At 46.6% G+C, this 21,102-nt stretch carries 12 protein-coding genes, 4 tRNA genes and 3 rRNA genes; 18 read left to right on the plus strand and 1 reads right to left on the minus strand.

The genetic code is table 11. The features are described from left to right. Positions 1-314 precede the first annotated feature (314 nt). The 18 genes from NQ564_RS02590 (at position 315) to rrf (ending at position 19,968) form a co-directional block, all read left to right on the plus strand. Positions 315-2,162, plus strand: a complete 1,848-nt coding sequence (locus NQ564_RS02590; RefSeq protein WP_021862150.1) for a hypothetical protein — start codon at positions 315-317, stop codon at positions 2,160-2,162. 149 nt (positions 2,163-2,311) lie between these two features. Beyond that, positions 2,312-2,716, plus strand: coding sequence for a hypothetical protein (locus NQ564_RS02595; protein ID WP_008148763.1), 405 nt, complete (start codon positions 2,312-2,314; stop codon positions 2,714-2,716). Positions 2,717-2,875: 159 nt separating this feature from the next. Next, positions 2,876-4,201 carry a signal recognition particle protein gene (gene ffh, locus NQ564_RS02600; protein WP_008148760.1) on the plus strand — a complete coding sequence of 442 codons (1,326 nt, stop codon included), beginning with the start codon at positions 2,876-2,878 and terminating at the stop codon, positions 4,199-4,201. 20 nt (positions 4,202-4,221) lie between these two features. Next, entirely contained in the window at positions 4,222-5,118 is an 897-nt protein-coding gene (folD, locus tag NQ564_RS02605) for a bifunctional methylenetetrahydrofolate dehydrogenase/methenyltetrahydrofolate cyclohydrolase FolD (RefSeq protein ID WP_005646594.1), read from the plus strand. After that, positions 5,115-6,200 (plus strand): CapA family protein, encoded by a 1,086-nt coding sequence (locus NQ564_RS02610; protein WP_008148754.1) that lies wholly within the window; start codon positions 5,115-5,117, stop codon positions 6,198-6,200. Before folD ends, NQ564_RS02610 begins: the two co-directional genes overlap by 4 nt. 87 nt (positions 6,201-6,287) lie before the next feature. Then, positions 6,288-6,361 (plus strand) — tRNA-His (locus NQ564_RS02615). 65 nt (positions 6,362-6,426) lie between these two features. Beyond that, positions 6,427-6,513, plus strand: a tRNA-Ser gene (locus tag NQ564_RS02620). A 58-nt stretch (positions 6,514-6,571) separates the two neighbouring features. Then, a complete protein-coding gene (mltG, locus tag NQ564_RS02625) occupies positions 6,572-7,600 on the plus strand; it encodes an endolytic transglycosylase MltG (RefSeq protein WP_008154930.1) in 1,029 nt (342 codons plus the stop codon). Positions 7,601-7,796: 196 nt separating this feature from the next. Further along, on the plus strand, positions 7,797-9,395 hold the full coding sequence (locus NQ564_RS02630; protein ID WP_039848169.1) for a thiamine pyrophosphate-dependent enzyme: 1,599 nt from the start codon (positions 7,797-7,799) through the stop codon (positions 9,393-9,395). Further along, complete coding sequence (locus tag NQ564_RS02635; protein WP_021862035.1) at positions 9,392-9,976, plus strand: indolepyruvate oxidoreductase subunit beta; 585 nt, start codon at positions 9,392-9,394, stop codon at positions 9,974-9,976. The genes NQ564_RS02630 and NQ564_RS02635 overlap by 4 nt, the downstream gene beginning before the upstream one ends. A gap of 4 nt (positions 9,977-9,980) precedes the next feature. Beyond that, positions 9,981-10,490, plus strand: coding sequence for a TlpA family protein disulfide reductase (locus tag NQ564_RS02640; protein WP_129649747.1), 510 nt, complete (start codon positions 9,981-9,983; stop codon positions 10,488-10,490). Positions 10,491-10,495: 5 nt separating this feature from the next. After that, entirely contained in the window at positions 10,496-11,284 is a 789-nt protein-coding gene (locus NQ564_RS02645; RefSeq protein WP_008154939.1) for a 4Fe-4S binding protein, read from the plus strand. Positions 11,285-11,386: 102 nt separating this feature from the next. Then, positions 11,387-13,810 carry an alpha-L-rhamnosidase-related protein gene (locus tag NQ564_RS02650; protein ID WP_087375617.1) on the plus strand — a complete coding sequence of 808 codons (2,424 nt, stop codon included), beginning with the start codon at positions 11,387-11,389 and terminating at the stop codon, positions 13,808-13,810. A 953-nt stretch (positions 13,811-14,763) separates the two neighbouring features. Further along, positions 14,764-16,294 (plus strand): 16S ribosomal RNA (locus NQ564_RS02655). Between the two features lie 156 nt (positions 16,295-16,450). Continuing rightward, positions 16,451-16,527, plus strand: a tRNA-Ile gene (locus NQ564_RS02660). A 77-nt stretch (positions 16,528-16,604) separates the two neighbouring features. Beyond that, positions 16,605-16,678 (plus strand) — tRNA-Ala (locus NQ564_RS02665). A 190-nt stretch (positions 16,679-16,868) separates the two neighbouring features. Then, positions 16,869-19,745 (plus strand): 23S ribosomal RNA (locus NQ564_RS02670). A gap of 112 nt (positions 19,746-19,857) precedes the next feature. After that, positions 19,858-19,968 (plus strand): 5S ribosomal RNA (rrf, locus tag NQ564_RS02675). The 16S, 23S and 5S rRNA genes sit together here with 2 tRNA genes alongside, the layout of an rRNA operon. Before the next feature lie 263 nt (positions 19,969-20,231). Here the strand turns inward: rrf and NQ564_RS02680 are convergent. Continuing rightward, positions 20,232-21,071, minus strand: coding sequence for a CvfB family protein (locus tag NQ564_RS02680; RefSeq protein ID WP_008153360.1), 840 nt, complete (start codon positions 21,069-21,071; stop codon positions 20,232-20,234). Between the last annotated feature and the right edge of the window lie 31 nt (positions 21,072-21,102).

The following is a 21,102-nucleotide window of genomic DNA, read 5'->3' on the forward strand; positions in this document are numbered from 1 at the left end:
TTTTCTGATATATGGCGATTGACGGTAGTATCAAAATGTCACTACCTATCCATGAAAATCGGATTAGTAGGGCATATTTAGAGGATTACCCTTGCGGGTAATATATTTTAACATATCTATAAGGAAGGTGATAGCTGTTTTGGGTGTCTAAATGTAATGTTATGTGTCGTGATAGAAATAGATGAATTTGTTATGGATAAGTGCTTTTTTTTACCGGATAGCAGTCGTAAATTACCGGATAGGACTTTTTCTTCCTTTTTCCAATCTTCGATGCTCCGCGAATGTCTATTTTAGCGTTAAAAACTAAAAATATTATGGAACATAAGACGCTACAATTTTTCCAACGCCCACTACAGCCGGGCTGCCTGTTTTCTTTTTTATTTTTCCTGATGGCCTTCTTTCTGTCACAGGAAGCCGTTGCGCAGGAAAGTAGAAAAACTGTTTGGCAACAGATTAAAGAAGCGGAAGATGGAGATGTGATTGATCTGAAGGGTGAAACCTATGAGTGGAATTATATCGAGTTTTCCGGTAAAAAAACGGTCACGTTGAAAAACGGAACGATTATTCGGCCGGATGGCTATTCTGTGAATAAAGTGGAGCTGTTGTTCGGAATTGGGGGCGGCTTCAAACTGATCTTGGATGAGGTAAAGTTGAAGGGGGGAGAGTTCTCGAAAGGGGCACCGATAGTCTACGTCAAATCAGGAGGTATCTTGGAGATGAACGGAGGAGCCATTACGGAGGCAAGGGTCGATGAGGCTGTACCCAGTTGCGTGCGGATAGCTGGAGGCGGCATTTTTATTATGAATGGTACTGTGATCAATGGCGAGAATGCGGTTGGAGAAGGGGAGATCAATGTTGCAGAGGGAGGAACATTGGTCATGAACGGCGGACGAGCCAACTGGGTCATCAACAATGGAACGACTAAAATCGGAGGGGATGCTGTGATCAGAAAGTTTTGTAGTTCCATGAAACCACTAGAGATATTCGCTCCTTTGACGGATGAGATTTTTGCGCATAGTATCTCATTTCTTTATCCTGGTGCTAATGTGTTGGGACAAGTCGTGGCCATCGGAGTGGATGGATATACGCCGACCCGTTCCGATGCTTCGAGATTTTATGATGTCGGGAAAAAATTTGGTTTCGGTGTGAAAAACGGGAAGATCGTTTTTGTAAAGTTAGGACAGGAAGATCCGGTGATCGAAACGGAAGAGGATTTGACAGGAGCCATTGACGAGTTGCCAGCCGGGACGGAAGAGGAACCGTCGGATGTTATAGTGGAGACTGAGATTTCAGTGACAAATCCGGTGACGGTTAAGGACAAGTATATTACGTTGGGAGGCGGTGGAACGCTCAACTCGCTGAACAGTGGCGGGATCTTCTCGGTCAATAATGGCGGTCTGGTGTTGGATAATATTACGTTAAAGGGGCAATGGATAGACAAACGACCGCTTTTGGAGGTGCTGAATGGATCGATTTTGAACATTCATCCGAATACGATGATTCACTCGAAATCGGATCATCTGGCGACGGTGCATGTCGACAAGACCAGTACGCTTGTGTATGAGGGTATTATGGAGGGACATCTTCATAGTATCGGTTCTTTGTCGCTGCTCGCCGGAGCAGTTCATGGCCAGGTCAGTTCGTTTACCTCTTTCAAACTTTCAGGTAACGCGAAGATCGATGTCGGGATCTTTTTGGGAAGAATCGATACATATATAGGAAAAATTTGCTTGACAGACCCTCTGCGAGACAAGCTGGATGTGCTGACTGGCGTAGGAATGGAGCCCGAAGTAGGTAATCCGGTGTTGATTGCCGAAGGAGTGGACGGCTACAGGCTGACGAAGTCCGACCTTCTGAAACTGAATTGTATCACAGATGGTTGCGAGTTTTATCTTGACAACGACTGTATCTTGATGCGCAAAATAGATCCTTCTGCCAACGAAAAGATCGATCCCGCTCAACTTCGGATCAGAACTGGTAATGGGATGGTTGAAGCAGACGGAATTCCCGCAGGCCACCGATATGCACTCTACAATTTGTCAGGAATTATTCTGGCGAAAGGGGTGTCCGATGGTGGGACGATCCGGATTCCGGTCAGTCACTCTGGAATTTATATTTTTCAGGCAGCAGGGGTAGGAAAGAAAATACGAGTATCCGAATAGGCTCTTTTTTTGACCGGATAGTAATTGTTATTGGTATAATAATTGCGTTTGAGGGAATGTTAGATTTTTGGAAATATAGATGATAATTACCTTTGTCGGCACGGAATTAAATATTATAAACATATAATTAATTAAAAAACAAACAGTGTATGAAAACAAAATTCACTTATTTACTGCTGGTTATCATAGCAATGACTATGTCGTTCACGTTTACTTCTTGTGGAGATGATGACGATGATGTGACTCCAGGAAATAGTTCTATTGTAGGTGTATGGGAAGTTGGAGATCAGCTTATAAATGGCCATCCGGGTACTTTGAGAGTTGAATTTAATTCAAATAACAAGGGTGTAATAAGTGGTATATATACAGATGGAACTGATCCTGATTCCTATAATTTTGAATATGTGATAAAAAAGGAACAAAACGGGGATACATTCTTGACTATTATATGGACGGGAACCCATAATCTCATTTATCAAGAAAACCGCGAATATGAAGTAACGATAGCTCCGACTCGATTGGTTTGGGGAAATTTTACATATGTGCGTAAATAAAGAATATCTTTCGGTTGTAAGAGGGGGTTGGGAGGCAACCTCCTCTTTTTTTGCTATTTCCTCTGTTGATTCTTCTCTTTGTGTTATATATTCGCCTCTTTTTTGTACCTTTGCCCCTCATTCAAAGAATAGAAAATAAAATAAATATACATACGAATTATGTTTGAGAATTTAAGCGAAAGGTTAGACAGATCGTTTAAACTGTTGAAAGGTGAAGGTAAGATCACGGAAATCAATGTGGCCGAAACATTGAAAGATGTGCGTAAAGCATTACTCGACGCCGACGTAAACTATAAAGTAGCCAAGAGTTTTACCGATACGGTAAAGACGAAAGCATTAGGACAAAACGTGCTTACATCCGTTAAGCCCAGTCAGTTAATGGTCAAGATCGTACATGATGAGTTGGCAGACCTGATGGGAGGGACGGCAACCGATCTGGATCTGAAGGGTAGTCCGGCAATCATCCTGATGTCCGGTTTGCAAGGTTCCGGTAAAACGACTTTTTCAGGTAAGTTGGCGAATTTGCTGAAGACAAAGAAAAATAAAAAGCCGTTGTTGGCTGCTTGTGACGTGTATCGTCCGGCCGCTATCGAGCAGCTGCGCGTAGTCGGTGAACAGGTCGGAGTGCCTGTCTATATGGAACTGGAAAACAAGAATCCGGTGGAGATCGCGATGAACGCGATCCGCGAAGCACGTGCGAAAGGTAATGATGTCGTGATTGTCGATACTGCCGGCCGTTTGGCTATCGATGAGCAGATGATGAAAGAGATCGCTGCGATCAAGAGTGCTATCCAACCGGATGAAACCTTGTTTGTGGTTGATTCCATGACCGGACAGGATGCAGTTAATACGGCGAAAGAATTCAACGAACGCCTCGATTTTGACGGTGTGGTATTGACTAAGTTGGATGGTGATACTCGCGGTGGTGCCGCTCTTTCTATCCGAACAGTGGTCGACAAACCGATCAAGTTCGTCGGAACGGGCGAAAAGATGGATGCTTTGGATATCTTCCATCCTGAACGTATGGCAGACCGTATCCTCGGTATGGGTGATATCGTTTCTTTGGTGGAACGTGCGCAAGAACAGTATGACGAAGAAGAAGCCAAACGCTTGCAGAAGAAGATAGCCAAGAACCAGTTCGACTTCAACGACTTCATCTCTCAGATCCAGCAGATTAAGAAGATGGGTAATCTGAAAGAACTGGCCTCCATGATTCCGGGTGTAGGTAAGGCATTGAAAGATGTGGATATCGACGACAATGCTTTCAAGAGCATCGAAGCAATCATCTACTCCATGACGCCCGAAGAACGTACGAATCCGGCTGTCCTGAACGGGTCGCGTCGCCAGCGTATCGCCAAAGGTAGCGGCACGACGATCCAGGAAGTAAACAAGCTGATCAAGCAATTCGACGAAACACGCAAGATGATGCGTATGTTGACAGCTGCCAAACCGGGAAGCAAGAAATTCCCTTCATTCAGAAGATAAACCCGAAAAGATAATAGAGTATGGAAGAACAGCAGTACAAGCTATTGGACGGAAAAGCCGTTTCGGCTCAGATGAAGCAGGAGATGGCGGAAGAAGTGGCCCGCATCAAGGCTGCCGGTGGTAAAATCCCTCATTTGGCTGCCATATTGGTCGGTCATGATGGTGGAAGTGAAACGTATGTCGCAAGTAAAGTGAAGACATGTAATGAGATCGGTTTCAAATCGTCTCTGATCCGTTATGAAGCTGATGTTACTGAAGAAGAGCTTCTTCATAAAGTGGACGAACTGAACAACGATCCGGACGTGGATGGTTTCATCGTACAGCTCCCGCTTCCGAAACATATCTCAGAACAGAAGATTATCGAAGCGATCGACTACCGTAAGGATGTAGATGGTTTCCATCCGATCAATGTGGGTCGTATGTCTATCGGTCTCCCCTGTTTTGTGTCGGCAACTCCGGCTGGCATCTTGGAGCTGTTGAGGCGTTACGAGATTCCTACTCGCGGTAAACATTGCGTAGTGCTGGGGCGTAGTAATATCGTGGGCAAACCGATGGCTACTTTGATGATGCAGAAAGCCTATCCGGGCGATTGTACGGTTACTGTTTGCCACAGTCGCTCCGAGAACCTGAAGGAAATGTGCTTGAGTGCCGACATTATTATTGTGGCATTGGGTGTCCCCGAATTCCTGAAAGGCGATATGGTAAAAGAAGGGGCTGTAATCGTGGATGTGGGTACGACACGTGTGCCGGATGCAACTCGCAAAAGCGGCTTTAAGTTGACTGGCGATGTCAAGTTTGACGAGGTCGCTCCTAAGTGTTCTTATATCACGCCGGTTCCGGGTGGTGTAGGTCCGATGACGATTATTTCTTTGATGCGCAATACGCTTTTAGCCGGAAAGAAAGAGATTTATAAATGAAAATCCTCCTCTCCGGGTTTTGTCTTTTGAGCTTTCTGTCTTTATCCGCTCAGGACTCGCTGACAATTTTGTTTGCCGGTGATGCCATGATGCACCAGAAACAACTTGACAATACCCGGAGGGGGGATTTTTTTGATTTGGGTAGCTATTTTGCCAATATCGAGAGAGAGGTGAAAGCTGCCGATATTGCTGTTGTGAACTTCGAAGTCCCGTTAGGAGGGGAGCCGTATAGTGGTTATCCGGCTTTCAGCGCTCCGGAAGACTTCGCTTTGGCTTTGCAAAAAGCAGGCTTCGACTTTTTCTTGTTAGCCAATAATCATTGTTTAGATAGGCGGACTCGCGGACTTGTCCGTACCATCCAAGCACTGGATTCTATCGGAATCCGTCATACCGGAACCTTTCTTGACTGTGATCACCGTCACCGCACATATCCGATGTTGCTCCGTAAGAAAGATTTTCGTATCATCATGCTCAACTATACCTATGGTACCAACGGTTTGAAAGTCGATATACCCCGAATCGTCAATTATATCGATAAGGAGATAATGAAGGGTGATATTGCTGAAGCCAAGCTCTTTAATCCGGATTTTATTATAGCTAATATGCATTGGGGATTGGAATACGAACGGATACCTTCCCGTGAACAACGCGAACTGGCCGATTGGCTGATGCGACAGGGTGTCGATCTGGTCATAGGCAGTCACCCTCATGTTGTCCAGCCAATGGAGTTTCGCAGGGGAAAGGAGGGAGTTCCCGACCGTCTGGTTGTCTATTCATTGGGTAATTTTATATCGAACATGAGCCGGGAACATACCGATGGGGGTGTCATGGTGAAAGTCGTTTTAGGCCGGAAGGGTTTGCGTCGATACATTGCTTCTGCACAATATTCGTTGATTTATTCTTCCCGTTATAAGAATGAACAAGGAAAAGAAGATATTCGGGTGGTTCCGGCAGCCTCTTGGTCGGGAAAGAATCAAAATTCCTCTTTTTCAGTCGATTCAGCATTGATTAAGTATGTAAATAATACGCGCCTGTTTTTAAAAGGCAACAATAAGGAGGTCGAAGAGTATATTTTTGAATAAAAAAATGCCCGAATTATTTGCAGTTTAAAATAAAACCTCTATCTTTGCACCGTCTTAAAGAGATAAACACTTGATAAGATAAACATGGTGAGAATAGCTCAGTTGGTTAGAGCATCGGATTGTGGTTCCGAGGGTCGTGGGTTCGAGTCCCATTTTTCACCCATAAGGCCGCCTGTAAAGGCGGTTTTTTGTAACGCAATTAAAGGAAATGAGGCGTGAAACTCATGGAAGTGTGGGTGAGTGGCTGAAACCACCAGTTTGCTAAACTGACGTACGGGTTACCGTACCGGGGGTTCGAATCCCCCCGCTTCCGCAAAGGCTACTGATTATCAGTAGCCTTTTTTTGTTTAACGGCTAAATCAGAAATTATGATGCGAAAGCGTACTCTCATTGTTGGAATCCTCTCGTTTATCATCCTCCTGTTAGCAGGTTTGGGATTCTGGGCATACCGTTTGATACTTGCACCTGATTTTGAGCCACGCAAGACCGTATATGTTTATATTGACGAGAAGAAAGATTTTGGTGATCTCTGCCTCCAGTTGGTCGACTCTGCCGGTTGCCGGCGCATCGGAAGTTTCAAGCAGCTTGCCGGAATGTTGAAATATCCCGCCAATATGCGTACCGGACGTTATGCTGTGGAGCCAGGTATGAATAACCTGGCATTGCTTAACAATCTGCGCCGGGGACATCAGGAGGCCACTCGGGTCACCTTTAATAATATACGCTTCAAGCAGGATCTGGCCGAAAGGCTTGCCGGGCAGTTGATGATCGGGGAGGATGACTTGCTCCCTTTGCTTGCCGATTCTGTCTACTGCGCATCACTGGGCTTTACGCCCGAGACGATCCTTGCCTTGTTTATTCCCAATACTTATGAGGTATACTGGAATATTTCCGCTGAGAAACTGATGCAGCGTATGCAGCGCGAATATAAAAATTTCTGGAGTGACACTCGTCTGGCAAAAGCGAAGGCAATCGGAATGACACCGGTCGAAGTTGCCATTCTCGCTTCTATTGTGGAAGAAGAGACGGCTGCCACAGACGAATATCCTATCGTGGCAGGTCTGTATCTCAATCGTTTGCAGCGTGGTATTCCCCTTCAGGCAGATCCGACCGTGAAGTTTGCTGTGGGCGATTTCTCTCTCCAGCGCATCCTGTTTGAGCATCTGGAGATCGATTCTCCTTATAATACCTATAAACATGCCGGACTTCCTCCCGGACCGCTCCGTATCCCGACTATCAGAGGACTGGATGCCGTGTTGAACCACATGAAGCATAACTATCTATATATGTGTGCAAAAGAAGATTTCTCCGGACGGCATAATTTTGCAGTCACTCTTGCCGAGCATAATCGTAATGCTAACCGCTATCGGGCGGAATTGAACCGAAGGAAGATCCGGTAGGCAATACGGAAACATTTTCCCGGTATGCCACGATCGTTCCATTATAGGGAAACGGCAGTTCCATTATAAGGAAACAACAGTTTCATGCCTATGAAACTAAAAATCCAATATAGCCCGGTTGTTGTGGGTATGGGTAAAAGTCTTATCTTTGTGGGAAGATAACAGAAAAAATCAAGTAAAACAAAATAAACGTTACATGGAAAAACATCTATTTTTAGGGGATGAAGCCGTGGCGCAAGCTGCTATCGATGCAGGTCTGTCCGGTGTTTATGCCTATCCGGGGACCCCTTCGACCGAGATAACCGAATTCATACAGAGTTCGGCCGTCGCAAAGGAAAGGGGTATTCACTGCCGTTGGAGCACGAATGAAAAAACTGCAATGGAAGCAGCGTTGGGTATGAGCTACGCAGGTAAACGGGCTCTTTGCTGTATGAAGCATGTGGGGCTGAACGTTGCCGCCGACTGTTTCATGAATGCTGCCATGAGCGGTATCAATGGCGGTATGATCATCATTACAGCCGATGACCCTTCGATGCACTCTTCACAGAATGAACAGGACAACCGTATGTATGGCAACTTTGCCATGATCCCGATGCTTGAGCCGTCCAGCCAGCAGGAGGCATACGACATGATATATGATGGGTTCGAATTATCCGAAAAGTTGGGTTACCCCGTTCTGGTGCGTATCACTACCCGTATGGCTCACTCCCGTGCAGGTGTGATCAGACGTGAACAGAAGGTGGAAAACGAAATGCATACACCTGAAGACGGACGTCAGCGTTTCATCCTTCTTCCGGCGCTTGCTCGCAAACGCTTCAAGACGTTGATCGTGGCGCAGGATACATTTACCGCTTTTTCCGAAGCTTCACCTTATAATGCCTATTTCGATGGCCCGAACAAGGAGCTTGGCATCATTACGACCGGTATTGCATTCAATTATCTTTCGGAGAACTATCCTGACGGTTTTGAACATCCGGTATTAAAGATTAGCCAGTATCCGTTGCCCCGCAAAATGATCGAAAAGATCGTCAGTGAATGCAAGGAAATCCTTGTACTCGAAGAGGGATATCCGGTAGTCGAGGAGCAACTGAAAGGTTTCCTCGGGATCGGTATCCGGGTGCATGGCCGTCTCGACGGAACATTGCAACGCGATGGCGAGCTGACTCCCGATGCTGTCGGTAAGGCATTAGGCAAGCAGATCGAGAGCTACTATGCCACTCCGGAAGTAGTTGAACAACGTCCGCCTGCATTATGTCAGGGTTGCGGACACCGCGATATGTACGAAGCACTGAACGAGGTGTTGGCCGGCTACAAAGGAGCTAAAGTGTTCGGTGATATCGGTTGTTATACGTTGGGAGCTTTGCCTCCTTTCCGGGCGATCGACACTTGTATCGACATGGGAGCTTCTATCACGATGGCCAAAGGTGCTTCCGATGCGGGTGTTTATCCTGCTGTGTCGGTGATCGGCGATTCGACATTCACGCACTCCGGTATGACCGGCTTGCTTGATTGCGTCAATGAAAACACGAATATTACGATCGTTATTTCCGATAACGAGACAACGGCTATGACTGGTGGACAGGATTCTGCAGGAACAGGCCGTCTCGAATCGATATGTGCCGGTATCGGTGTCGATCCGGCCCATATCCGCGTCATGGTTCCTTTGAAGAAGAACTACGATGAGATGAAAGCGATCATCCGGGAAGAGATCGAATATAAAGGCGTATCTGTTCTGATCCCCCGTCGTGAATGTATCCAGACATTAACAAGAAAGAAAAAAGCAAGCAAGAAATGAAAGCAGACATCATATTATCCGGTGTGGGAGGACAGGGTATCCTCTCCATCGCTGCCGTTATCGGAGAAGCCGCATTAAAGGAAGGTTTGTACATGAAGCAAGCCGAAGTTCACGGAATGAGCCAGCGTGGAGGTGACGTGCAGTCGAACCTTCGCCTGTCCGACCAGCCGATTGCGTCTGACCTGATCCCGCTGGGGCAGGCTGACCTGATCATCTCGCTCGAACCGATGGAAGCGCTCCGCTACCTGCCTTATCTGAAGAAGGACGGGTGGTTGGTAACCAATTCGCAGCCGTTCATCAACATCCCCAACTATCCGGAGGTGGAAAAAGTGAACGAAGAACTGGGGAAACTGCCGCACAAGGTCGTGCTGGATGTAGAAGCTATCGCCAAAGAGGTGGGGTCCGTTCGTGCGGCCAATATCGTGATGCTGGGAGCTGCCGCCCCCTTTATTGGTATCGAATATGATAAGATTGCCGATGGTATTCGCCGCATCTTCGGACGCAAAGGTGAAGAAATCGTAGAAATGAACCTTAAGGCTCTGAAAGCTGGCTACGATGTAGCGCAGAGCATGCAAAAGTAATAAAATGAGAAAGTGTGTATTCCTTGCCTTTTTTGCTCTCTTAGCCCTTGTTGTAAGGGCGCAGGATGAGAGTGGCGATCTTGTAAAAGAAGGACAGCAGATGCCGGCTTTTACGATTGTGAACGACAATGGTACGCAGGTGCCTTCTTCTTCTTTGAAGGGGAAAGTGATCTTGGTGAATTTTTTTGCAACCTGGTGTCCTCCCTGTCAGAAGGAGCTTGCAGAGGTACAAAAGACGCTCTGGCTGAAGTATAAGGATAACAAGGATTTCGCCTTGTTGGTGATCGGACGTGAGCATACGGACGCTGAATTGCAGAAGTATAACGAAAAGAAAGGGTTCACCTTTCCCCTCTATCCAGATAAGAACCGGGCTATCTATGGCGCATTTGCCAAAAATCTGATCCCGCGCAGCTATCTGGTTGACAAGACCGGTAAAGTGGTATATGCGACCAAAGGCTATAGCGACGAGGAATTTGCCGAACTGATGAAAAAGATTGAAGCAGCTTTAAAATAAGGAATATGGAATATAAGAATATACATATCATTTATTTCTCTCCGACGCATACTTCGGCCAAGACTGCTTATGCGATTGCGGAAGGACTGAGTGGCGACGTCCTGCTGGAGTCGGACATTACTTATGATGCTCCGGCGGAAGAACTTGAGATCCATGATGATGAACTGACCATCGTGGCCGCCCCCGTCTATGGCGGGCGTGTAGCCGAGACGGCGATGGAGCGCCTCCGTGCTTTCCACGCCCACCAAGCTCCGGTCGTTCCGGTCGTGGTTTACGGTAACCGTGATTACGAGGATGCGTTGAAGGAATTGTCCGACACGTTAGTAGATGCTGGTTTTGTCCCTGTTTCGGCAGGTGCTTTCGTGGGAGAGCACTCTTTCAGCCGTAAGGATATGCCTATCGCCGCCGGGCGTCCCGATGAGGCTGATCATGAAACTGCTGTCAGTTTCGGACGTGCCATCAAGGAGAAACTCGAAAAGGTGGACGAACTTTCCTGTCTGAAGCCGTTGGAGATGAAAGGAAATTTCCCCTACAAGGTGAAAGGTCCTTCCACGCCGCAGGCTCCTGTGACGGATGAGGACTTGTGTACGCAATGCGAATATTGCATCGATGTATGCCCTGTATCGGCTATTTCGATTGTCGACGACCGTATGTTCAGTGATCCGGCGACTTGTATCAAGTGTTGTGCGTGTGTGAAGGAATGTCCCGAAGGTGCCCGCACGTTCGATACTCCTTATACAGCGATGCTGCATAAGAACTTTAGTGCTCGACGCGAACCGGAGTTGTTTATTTGATTTTCTAAAATATCAGTTAATAGCCGATTCCACGGAGATTCAGTTTCTGAACCGAGGGATCGGCTTTTGCCTCTATCCTTATTTGTTTAATATCTAATACCAATGTATCGAATGAAGACACGTGTACTGATTTTTCTTTTTATGCTTTGTAGTCTGTCGCTTGGCGCCCAGATCCGTTTGGAAGGTTACCGGCAAGCCGATATCAATCCCGAACTTCTTACCGGACGCTGGAAAGCACGCTGGATTTCCATGCCAGGAGAACCTGCCAATGTGTATGGCGTCTACCATATGCGCAAGACGTTCGAACTGGGTGAAGTCCCATCCCGCTTTATTGTTCATGTGACGGCTGACAACCGTTACAAGCTTTATCTGAATGGACGTTTCGTCTCGCTTGGGCCGGCACGTGGGGATATCTATAACTGGAATTTTGAAACGGTTGATCTGGCTCCTTACCTGAAAAGGGGAAAAAACGTGCTGGCGGCCGTGGTTTGGAATTATGCTGAACAGAAGCCGGTTGCACAAATCAGTTTTAATCAGACCGGATTTCTCCTGCAAGGGAATACGGAGATTGAGGCTGTGGTCAATACGGATGCTTCCTGGTTGTGCATGAAAAACGAAGCCTATGCTCCTTGGCATAAGCCTGTCTTGGGCTATTATGTGGCAGGGCCTGGTGAACTTCTTTCTGCATCGAAGTATCCTTGGGGGTGGGAACAGTCTGCTTATGATGATAGCAAGTGGTTGCCTGCCCGCACGGGAATCGAGGGAGGAGTGAAGGGATCGCGCGACTATCCCGGACGCTTGCTTGTGCCTTGTCCGATTCCCCCGATGGATTTGCAGTCCGAGCGTTTTGAGGCTGTGCGTATCTCCGAAGGAGTGAAGGTGCCTGATGGATTCTTGAAAACAGAAACATCGCTGACGGTTCCTGCGAATAGTAAGGTGCATCTCCTGCTTGATAATGGAAAGCTGACAACGGGTTATCTTTCCCTTTTGTTCAGTCGCGGCAAGAATGCCGAAATTGCGATTGCCTATGCCGAAGCTCTTTATGAAGGTAAGGAGAAGGGTACGACTAAATCTTATTCGCTTCCGGCAAAAGGAAACCGTAATGAGGTGGAAGGGAAAAGATTCATAGGATATGAAGATAAAGTGATTGCTGACGGAGGCGAAGGGCGCGATTTTACCACCCTTTGGTGGCGTACGTGGCGGTATGTGGATCTGACGATCTCGACTGCTGACGAACCGCTTGTGCTGGAAGATGTCTATGGTACGTTCTCTGCTTATCCTTTCCGAAGCGAGATCGCTTTTTCTGCACCCGGACATGATGAGTTGAATAAGATGCTCGATATAGGCTGGCACACGGCACGCCTTTGTGCGAACGAGACTTATATGGATTGCCCTTATTACGAGCAGTTGCAGTATTTCGGTGATACCCGCATTCAGGCAATGATTACCTTATATAATACGCATGATGCTTATATGGTGAAGAACGCAATCGAGCAGGGGCGGCAGTCGATTGTGGCAGACGGGATCACGATGAGCCGTTACCCGTCGAGCCTGCATCAGTTCATTTCTTCCTTCTCGCTTTGGTGGATTTGTATGGGGCATGACTACTGGATGTATCGTGGAGATGAGGCTTATATGAAGACTTTGCTACCTGCTTATCGCGGGGTACTTTCCTGGTACGAGCAGTGGTTGAAGCCGGATCATAGCCTGGGGTATGTGCCGCATTGGTTCTTTGCCGACTGGGCTGCTGGTTTTCAGTCTGGCGAACCTGTGCGTGAAAAGGAAGGCAACTCTGCTTTTCAGGACTTGATGTACATCTTAACGCTTGAATCGGCTGCCGGGATGGAACGGGCTTTCGGTATCCCGTCGATGGCGGATCATTATATGCAGATTGCTTCTGCGATCCGGGGGACGATCCGGACGAAATATTGGGACGCTGCCCGTGGGTTGTTTGCCGATACTTACGATCACCGCAGTTTCTCGCAGCATGTCAACTCATTGGCTATACTGGCTGGTATCGTGGCGGGCGAGGAGGCCACGGAGGTGATGGAACGTACATTGAACGATCCGTCGCTGATACAAGCGACAATCTATTTCCGTTATTATGTGCATCAGGCATTGAAGGCTGCCGGGATGGGGGATCGCCTGCTAGACAATATGCAGATTTGGCGAGACCAGATGGCATTGGGACTGACAACTTGGGCGGAAATGCCTGAACCGACCCGTTCCGATTGCCATGCTTGGGGAGCTAGCCCGAATATTGAGTTTTTCCGTATTTTGTTAGGCATAGATAGTAATGCGCCGGGTTTCAAATCTGTCCGTATCGCTCCGTCATTGGGCAACCTGAAAGAGGTGTCAGGCACGATGCCGCACCCGGCAGGTAGCGTGACTGCTTCCTACAAGCTCGATAAAAAAGGTAAGCTGACGGCACGTCTTGTATTACCTGCGGGTACGAACGGTGTATTCCTCTGGAAAGGAAAAGAATACCAACTTAAATCCGGTGAACAGGTCTTGACGGTAGAATAGGTTAGCGGGTATCTCCCTTATTGTATAAAATAATCCTGAAAACAGAAAAAACTCAAATCAAGTTGTATTTGGTCTATTATTTTCAGGTTAAAAAAACGATTTATTCCATAAAGATGCACAGATAATTTCTATGATGACCGTCTTCATTGCGGTGAAGTCCGATTTCGTGTATGACGAGTTCGGTACTTCATGATGATGAGGACGGTCGTTGTTGTCATGAGAACGGTCATCGTAGAAATGAAGTGCCCGGCTTCTCAAAAATAGCCCTTATTTTCTTGCCTGTTTCCGTATGGCTCCCCGGCTTAGGTTCAAATATTCAATTCTCCGAGAGTTAAGGTTTTTCGGTATGTTATAATATGGGGGAGGACTTCTTGACAAAATGTATGTTTTTGAGGTGAGGTAGGCGGTTCTTTTACTCGTATGTCACAAAAAGCAGAATTTTAACGAAGAAAAGTCAATTTAAAATCATCCGTTTTGAGGATCAAAATAGAAAAAACATCGGGTTATTGTAAAAAATGCTGTATCACTTCTCGCATATGCGTACCATATAATATTCCTTCTTTTGAGAGAAAAAAAGATAAAAAAAACCTTCCCAAACATTTGCATAAAAGAAATCTTCGTTCTACTTTTGCACCCACATTCGAGCGAGAGTGGCCGTGATTGACATGATGCGAAGTAGGTAACGGTGATAGGGAAGGATGAGGTTAGCGAGGCTAAGCGAGATGTCCGACCACCCGGAGGGTTTCGAAAAAAACTTTTCAAATTTTCTTCTAAAAAATTTGTCAGTTTAAAAAAAGTCCTTACCTTTGCAGCCGCAATCGAAACGATAGCGATAAGTTCTTTGAAAATATTACATATCAACAAGTAGTACAAGAGACGTATATGAAATACGAAACATACCGTCAGTGACTACGATAAAGACGAGATTCTGAGCGAAGATATAAACAATTTCAACAACGAAGAGTTTGATCCTGGCTCAGGATGAACGCTAGCGACAGGCTTAACACATGCAAGTCGAGGGGCATCATGGTAAGTAGCAATACTTATTGATGGCGACCGGCGCACGGGTGAGTAACGCGTATGCAACTTACCTATCAGAGGGGGATAGCCCGGCGAAAGTCGGATTAATACTCCATAAAACAGGGGTTCCGCATGGGACTATTTGTTAAAGATTCATCGCTGATAGATAGGCATGCGTTCCATTAGGCAGTTGGCGGGGTAACGGCCCACCAAACCGACGATGGATAGGGGTTCTGAGAGGAAGGTCCCCCACATTGGTACTGAGACACGGACCAAACTCCTACGGGAGGCAGCAGTGAGGAATATTGGTCAATGGCCGAGAGGCTGAACCAGCCAAGTCGCGTGAAGGATGAAGGATCTATGGTTTGTAAACTTCTTTTATAGGGGAATAAAGTGTGGGACGTGTTCCATTTTGTATGTACCCTATGAATAAGCATCGGCTAACTCCGTGCCAGCAGCCGCGGTAATACGGAGGATGCGAGCGTTATCCGGATTTATTGGGTTTAAAGGGTGCGTAGGTGGTAATTTAAGTCAGCGGTGAAAGTTTGTGGCTCAACCATAAAATTGCCGTTGAAACTGGGTTACTTGAGTGTGTTTGAGGTAGGCGGAATGCGTGGTGTAGCGGTGAAATGCATAGATATCACGCAGAACTCCAATTGCGAAGGCAGCTTACTAAACCATAACTGACACTGAAGCACGAAAGCGTGGGTATCAAACAGGATTAGATACCCTGGTAGTCCACGCAGTAAACGATGATTACTAGGAGTTTGCGATACACAGTAAGCTCTACAGCGAAAGCGTTAAGTAATCCACCTGGGGAGTACGCCGGCAACGGTGAAACTCAAAGGAATTGACGGGGGCCCGCACAAGCGGAGGAACATGTGGTTTAATTCGATGATACGCGAGGAACCTTACCCGGGTTTGAACGTAGTCAGACCGACCTTGAAAGAGGTCTTCTAGCAATAGCTGATTACGAGGTGCTGCATGGTTGTCGTCAGCTCGTGCCGTGAGGTGTCGGCTTAAGTGCCATAACGAGCGCAACCCTTATCACTAGTTACTAACAGGTCGTGCTGAGGACTCTGGTGAGACTGCCAGCGTAAGCTGTGAGGAAGGTGGGGATGACGTCAAATCAGCACGGCCCTTACATCCGGGGCGACACACGTGTTACAATGGCATGGACAAAGGGCAGCTACCTGGCGACAGGATGCTAATCTCTAAACCATGTCTCAGTTCGGATCGGAGTCTGCAACTCGACTCCGTGAAGCTGGATTCGCTAGTAATCGCGCATCAGCCATGGCGCGGTGAATACGTTCCCGGGCCTTGTACACACCGCCCGTCAAGCCATGGGAGCCGGGGGTACCTGAAGTCCGTAACCGCAAGGATCGGCCTAGGGTAAAACTGGTGACTGGGGCTAAGTCGTAACAAGGTAGCCGTACCGGAAGGTGCGGCTGGAACACCTCCTTTCTGGAGCCAGAGTCTCATGAGAAAGTAGTAATTTCAATGAGGTATGTTATTCTCTGGTACTACGGTTGAATATGTATAAAATATGATCTTAACCGGGCATGCCGGTATAGAGAAAGATGAGGCTGAGGTATTTATCTCAGGCGCACAACAGTTGACAGTCCTATAGCTCAGTTGGTTAGAGCGCTACACTGATAATGTAGAGGTCGGCAGTTCAACTCTGCCTGGGACTACCAAACAGTTGACAGTTGAGAGTAAACAGTTGAAAGGTAAACAACTTTCCACTCTGCACTCTGCACTTTCAACTCTCTACGGGGGATTAGCTCAGCTGGCTAGAGCATCTGCCTTGCACGCAGAGGGTCAACGGTTCGAATCCGTTATTCTCCACACAAGATGAGTGATTATTGATTTATTAATTATTAATTATTCATTAAACATAAGATCTTTGACGTATTGGACAACTTCAAAAAAGTAAAGTAACAAAAAAAGTAAGAGCAAGCTAAAGATATATCAATCCGACACGCAAGATTAATTATTAATTGTTTAATTATTAATTTTGAAAACTGTGTCAGTGATAAAGAAAGTAAGCAAGGGCAGACGGTGGATGCCTTGGCTCTCGGAGGCGATGAAGGACGTGATAAGCTGCGATAAGCTTGGGGTAGGTGCAAATAACCTTTGATCCCAAGATTTCCGAATGGGGCAACCCGGCTGGTAGAAGGCCAGTCATTCCGTAAGGAAAGCGAACGTGGGGAACTGAAACATCTAAGTACCCATAGGAGAAGAAAACAAAAGTGATTCCGCAAGTAGTGGCGAGCGAACGCGGAACAGCCCAAACCGATGTTGTTTAGGCAATATCGGGGTTGTAGGACCACGCCATGGCAAGCGATTAAGGAAGTAGAACGTTTTGGAAAAAACGGCCGTAGACGGTGAAAGCCCAGTATACGACTCTTTAATGAAGCCTAGTGGTATCCTGAGTAGCGCGGAGCACGAGAAATTCTGTGTGAACCAGCGGGGCCCATCCCGTAAGGCTAAATACTCCCGAGAGACCGATAGCGAACCAGTACTGTGAAGGAAAGGTGAAAAGCACCTCGAACAGAGGAGTGAAATAGTCCCTGAAACCGTCTGCCTACAAGCGGTCGGAGCAATCTTTTGATTGTGACGGCGTGCCTTTTGCATAATGAACCTACGAGTTACTTTCTCCGGCAAGGTTAAGGACTTCAGGTCCGGAGCCGAAGCGAAAGCGAGTCTTAAAAGGGCGGTATAGTCGGAGTGAGTAGACGCGAAACCAAGTGATCTACCCTTGGTCAGGATGAAGGTTGGGTAACACCAACTGGAGGTCCGAATGGGTATACGTTGAAAAGTGTTCCAATGAACTGAGGGTAGGGGTGAAAGGCTAATCAAACTTGGAGATAGCTCGTACTCCCCGAAATGCATTTAGGTGCAGCCTTTATATAGTATATAATGAGGTAGAGCGACTGATTGGATGCGAGGGCTTCACCGCCTATCAAGTCCAGATAAACTCCGAATGCGTTATATATATTTATAAGGAGTGAGGGCGCGGGTGCTAAGGTCCGCGTCCGAGAGGAGAAGAATCCAGACCATCAGCTAAGGTCCCCAAATAACAGTTAAGTTGAACTAACGAAGTCAGACTGCAGAGACAGCTAGGATGTTGGCTTGGAAGCAGCCATTCATTTAAAGAGTGCGTAACAGCTCACTAGTCGAGGAGTCTGGCGTGGATAATACTCGGGCATAAACTGTTTACCGAAGCTATGGATCTCGTATGAGATGGTAGGGGAGCATTCCATGTACGTCGAAGGTGAGGGATGACCCTTGCTGGAGTGCATGGAAACGCAAATGTAGGTATAAGTAACGATAAAGGAGGTGAGAAACCTCCTCGCCGAAAGACTAAGGTTTCCTGATCAACGTTAATCGGATCAGGGTAAGTCGGGACCTAAGGATAAGCCGAACGGCGATTCCGATGGAAGAATGGTTTAATATTCCCATACTACTTTATGGAGCGATGTGGAGACGGAGAAGTGACAGTCCTGCCATCTGACGGAATAGATGGTTAAAGGGTGTAGATGTAGATCGAAGTAGGCAAATCCGCTTTGAGAGTCGAACCTGACAGTATGTCGCGTACTTGTACAAGGCAATATGGACGTAATCAGGCTCCCTAGAAAATCCGCTAAGCAAATTCATAAAGTACCCGTACCGTAAACGGACACACGTAGTTGGGTTGAAAATACTGAGGCGCTCGAGTGATTCACGGTTAAGGAACTAGGCAAATTGACCCTGTAACTTCGGGATAAAGGGTCCCTGCAGAGATGTGGGGCGCAGAGAATAGGTCCAGGCAACTGTTTAACAAAAACACATGGCTGTGCGAAATAGAAATATGAAGTATACAGCCTGACACCTGCCCGGTGCTGGAAGGTTAAGAGGAGAACTCATCGCAAGAGAAGGTTTGAATTGAAGCCCCAGTAAACGGCGGCCGTAACTATAACGGTCCTAAGGTAGCGAAATTCCTTGTCGGGTAAGTTCCGACCTGCACGAATGGTGTAATGATCTGGACACTGTCTCAACCGTGAGCTCGGTGAAATTGTAGTATCGGTGAAGATGCCGATTACCCGCGATGGGACGAAAAGACCCCGTGAACCTTTACTATAGCTTTACATTGAATTTGGGCAACTAATGTGTAGGATAGGCCGGAGACTATGAAGCAGGCACGCCAGTGTTTGTGGAGTCGTCGTTGAAATACGGCCCTTTGGTTGTTTGAGTTCTAACTCGCAGAAGCGAGGACACTGTATGGTGGGTAGTTTGACTGGGGTGGTCGCCTCCAAAAGAGTAACGGAGGCTTCTAAAGGTACCCTCAGACCGATTGGTAACCGGTCGTAGAGTGTAATGGCATAAGGGTGCTTGACTGGGAGGCCTACAAGCCGATCAGGTAGGAAACTAGAGCATAGTGATCCGGTGGTTCCGCATGGAAGGGCCATCGCTCAAAGGATAAAAGGTACTCCGGGGATAACAGGCTGATCGCTCCCAAGAGCTCATATCGACGGAGCGGTTTGGCACCTCGATGTCGGCTCGTCACATCCTGGGGCTGGAGAAGGTCCCAAGGGTTGGGCTGTTCGCCCATTAAAGTGGCACGCGAGCTGGGTTCAGAACGTCGTGAGACAGTTCGGTCTCTATCTATCGTGGGCGTAGGATATTTGAGGGGCTCTGACACTAGTACGAGAGGACCGTGTTGGACAGACCACTGGTTTACCGGTTGTACCGCCAGGTGCACCGCCGGGTATCTAAGTCTGGATTGGATAAGTGCTGAAAGCATCTAAGTACGAAGCCAGCCTCAAGATAAGATATCCCTGAGGGTCGTTGTAGACTACGACGTAGATAGGCTACAGGTGTAAGGGCAGTAATGTCGAAGCCGAGTAGTACTAATCGCCCGAGACTTTCGTATCATGGATAGGATTGATATATCGCTTAGGACGATCCGAAGTTGGGTCGTTAGCTCAGGAGTTATGTAGCTTAACTTGGGGTTGTCCGGTCAAAAATCTTAATATAAAAGTTATTAAGGTGGTTATAGCGTTGGGGATCCACCTCTTCCCATTCCGAACAGAGAAGTTAAGCCCAACCACGTCGATGGTACTGCGTAAAAGTGGGAGAGTAGATAGCCGCCGTTTTTAGAAAGTAGAGTTAAAGAGCTCTCAATAAAAAAGCCGATTCATTTTTGAGTCGGCTTTTTTATTGTTTAATATTTATTTAGGTGATTCTCTTTATAGGTAGGAAGGGAAGGTCGTGAGGCTGGCTCCTTTTTGTATATGTCTTTTCGATTAAGTATCTTCCGGCAAAGGCTTTCTTGGAAGATGTATCATCTTACACGGATAAGATGTGTCATGTTATTGGGGTAAGATGATACATCTTATCGTGTAGGGGGAAATCTTGGTTAGCCTTTATTGATTAATCGGATTCCTTCAGCTTCGAGATTGATTATTTTTTGTTTGTAAAGAGCCCCGATTGCCTGTTTGAATGCTTTTTTGCTGCAGCGAAATAGAGAATAAATAAGTTCAGGTTCACTTTTGTCATGAACGGCTACATATCCTCCTTGAGCTTTGAGCGAATCCAGAATCGTCTTGGCAATGCCTTCGACCTTTTGATATCCTAAAGGAGTGAGGCTGACATCTATTTTTTCGTCTTCTCTGACTTCTTTGATATATCCTTTTACATGATCTCCCTTTTCCAGACGTTGAAAAACCTCACTGTGATAAACCAGTCCCCAATGGGTATTATTGATAATTACTTTATATCCTATTTCATTATCTTCAGCAACCAACAAATCGACTTCTTGATTAAAAGTATAATTCGGTATTACATTGTCCAAATATTTATCAATTCTTGCAGAGGCAACTATACGTCCGGTTACATGATCTACGTGTACATATACCAAATACCATTTTCCTTCCCGCATGGGCATTTTTTGTTCTTTAAAAGGAACCAACAAATCTTTCATTAATCCCCATTCCAAGAAAGCACCAGTACTATTAACCGATTTTACTTCCATAAACTGAAATTCTCCTGCTTGAGCAAGCGGTTTAACTGTCGTGGCAATCAGCCTACCTGCATTGTCGTGGTAAATAAAAACCTCGACTTCATCTCCAGGTTTTACATTCTTAGGTACATAACGGGCCGGCAAAAGTATCTCCACTCCATTTCCACCATCCAGATAAACTCCAAAGTCCAGATCTTTTACGATCTTTAATATATTATATTTTCCTATCTCTACCATTTTGCTATTTATTTTGAGGCAAAAGTACGGG

Source organism: Parabacteroides johnsonii DSM 18315 (genome assembly GCF_025151045.1).
Lineage (GTDB): Bacteria > Bacteroidota > Bacteroidia > Bacteroidales > Tannerellaceae > Parabacteroides > Parabacteroides johnsonii.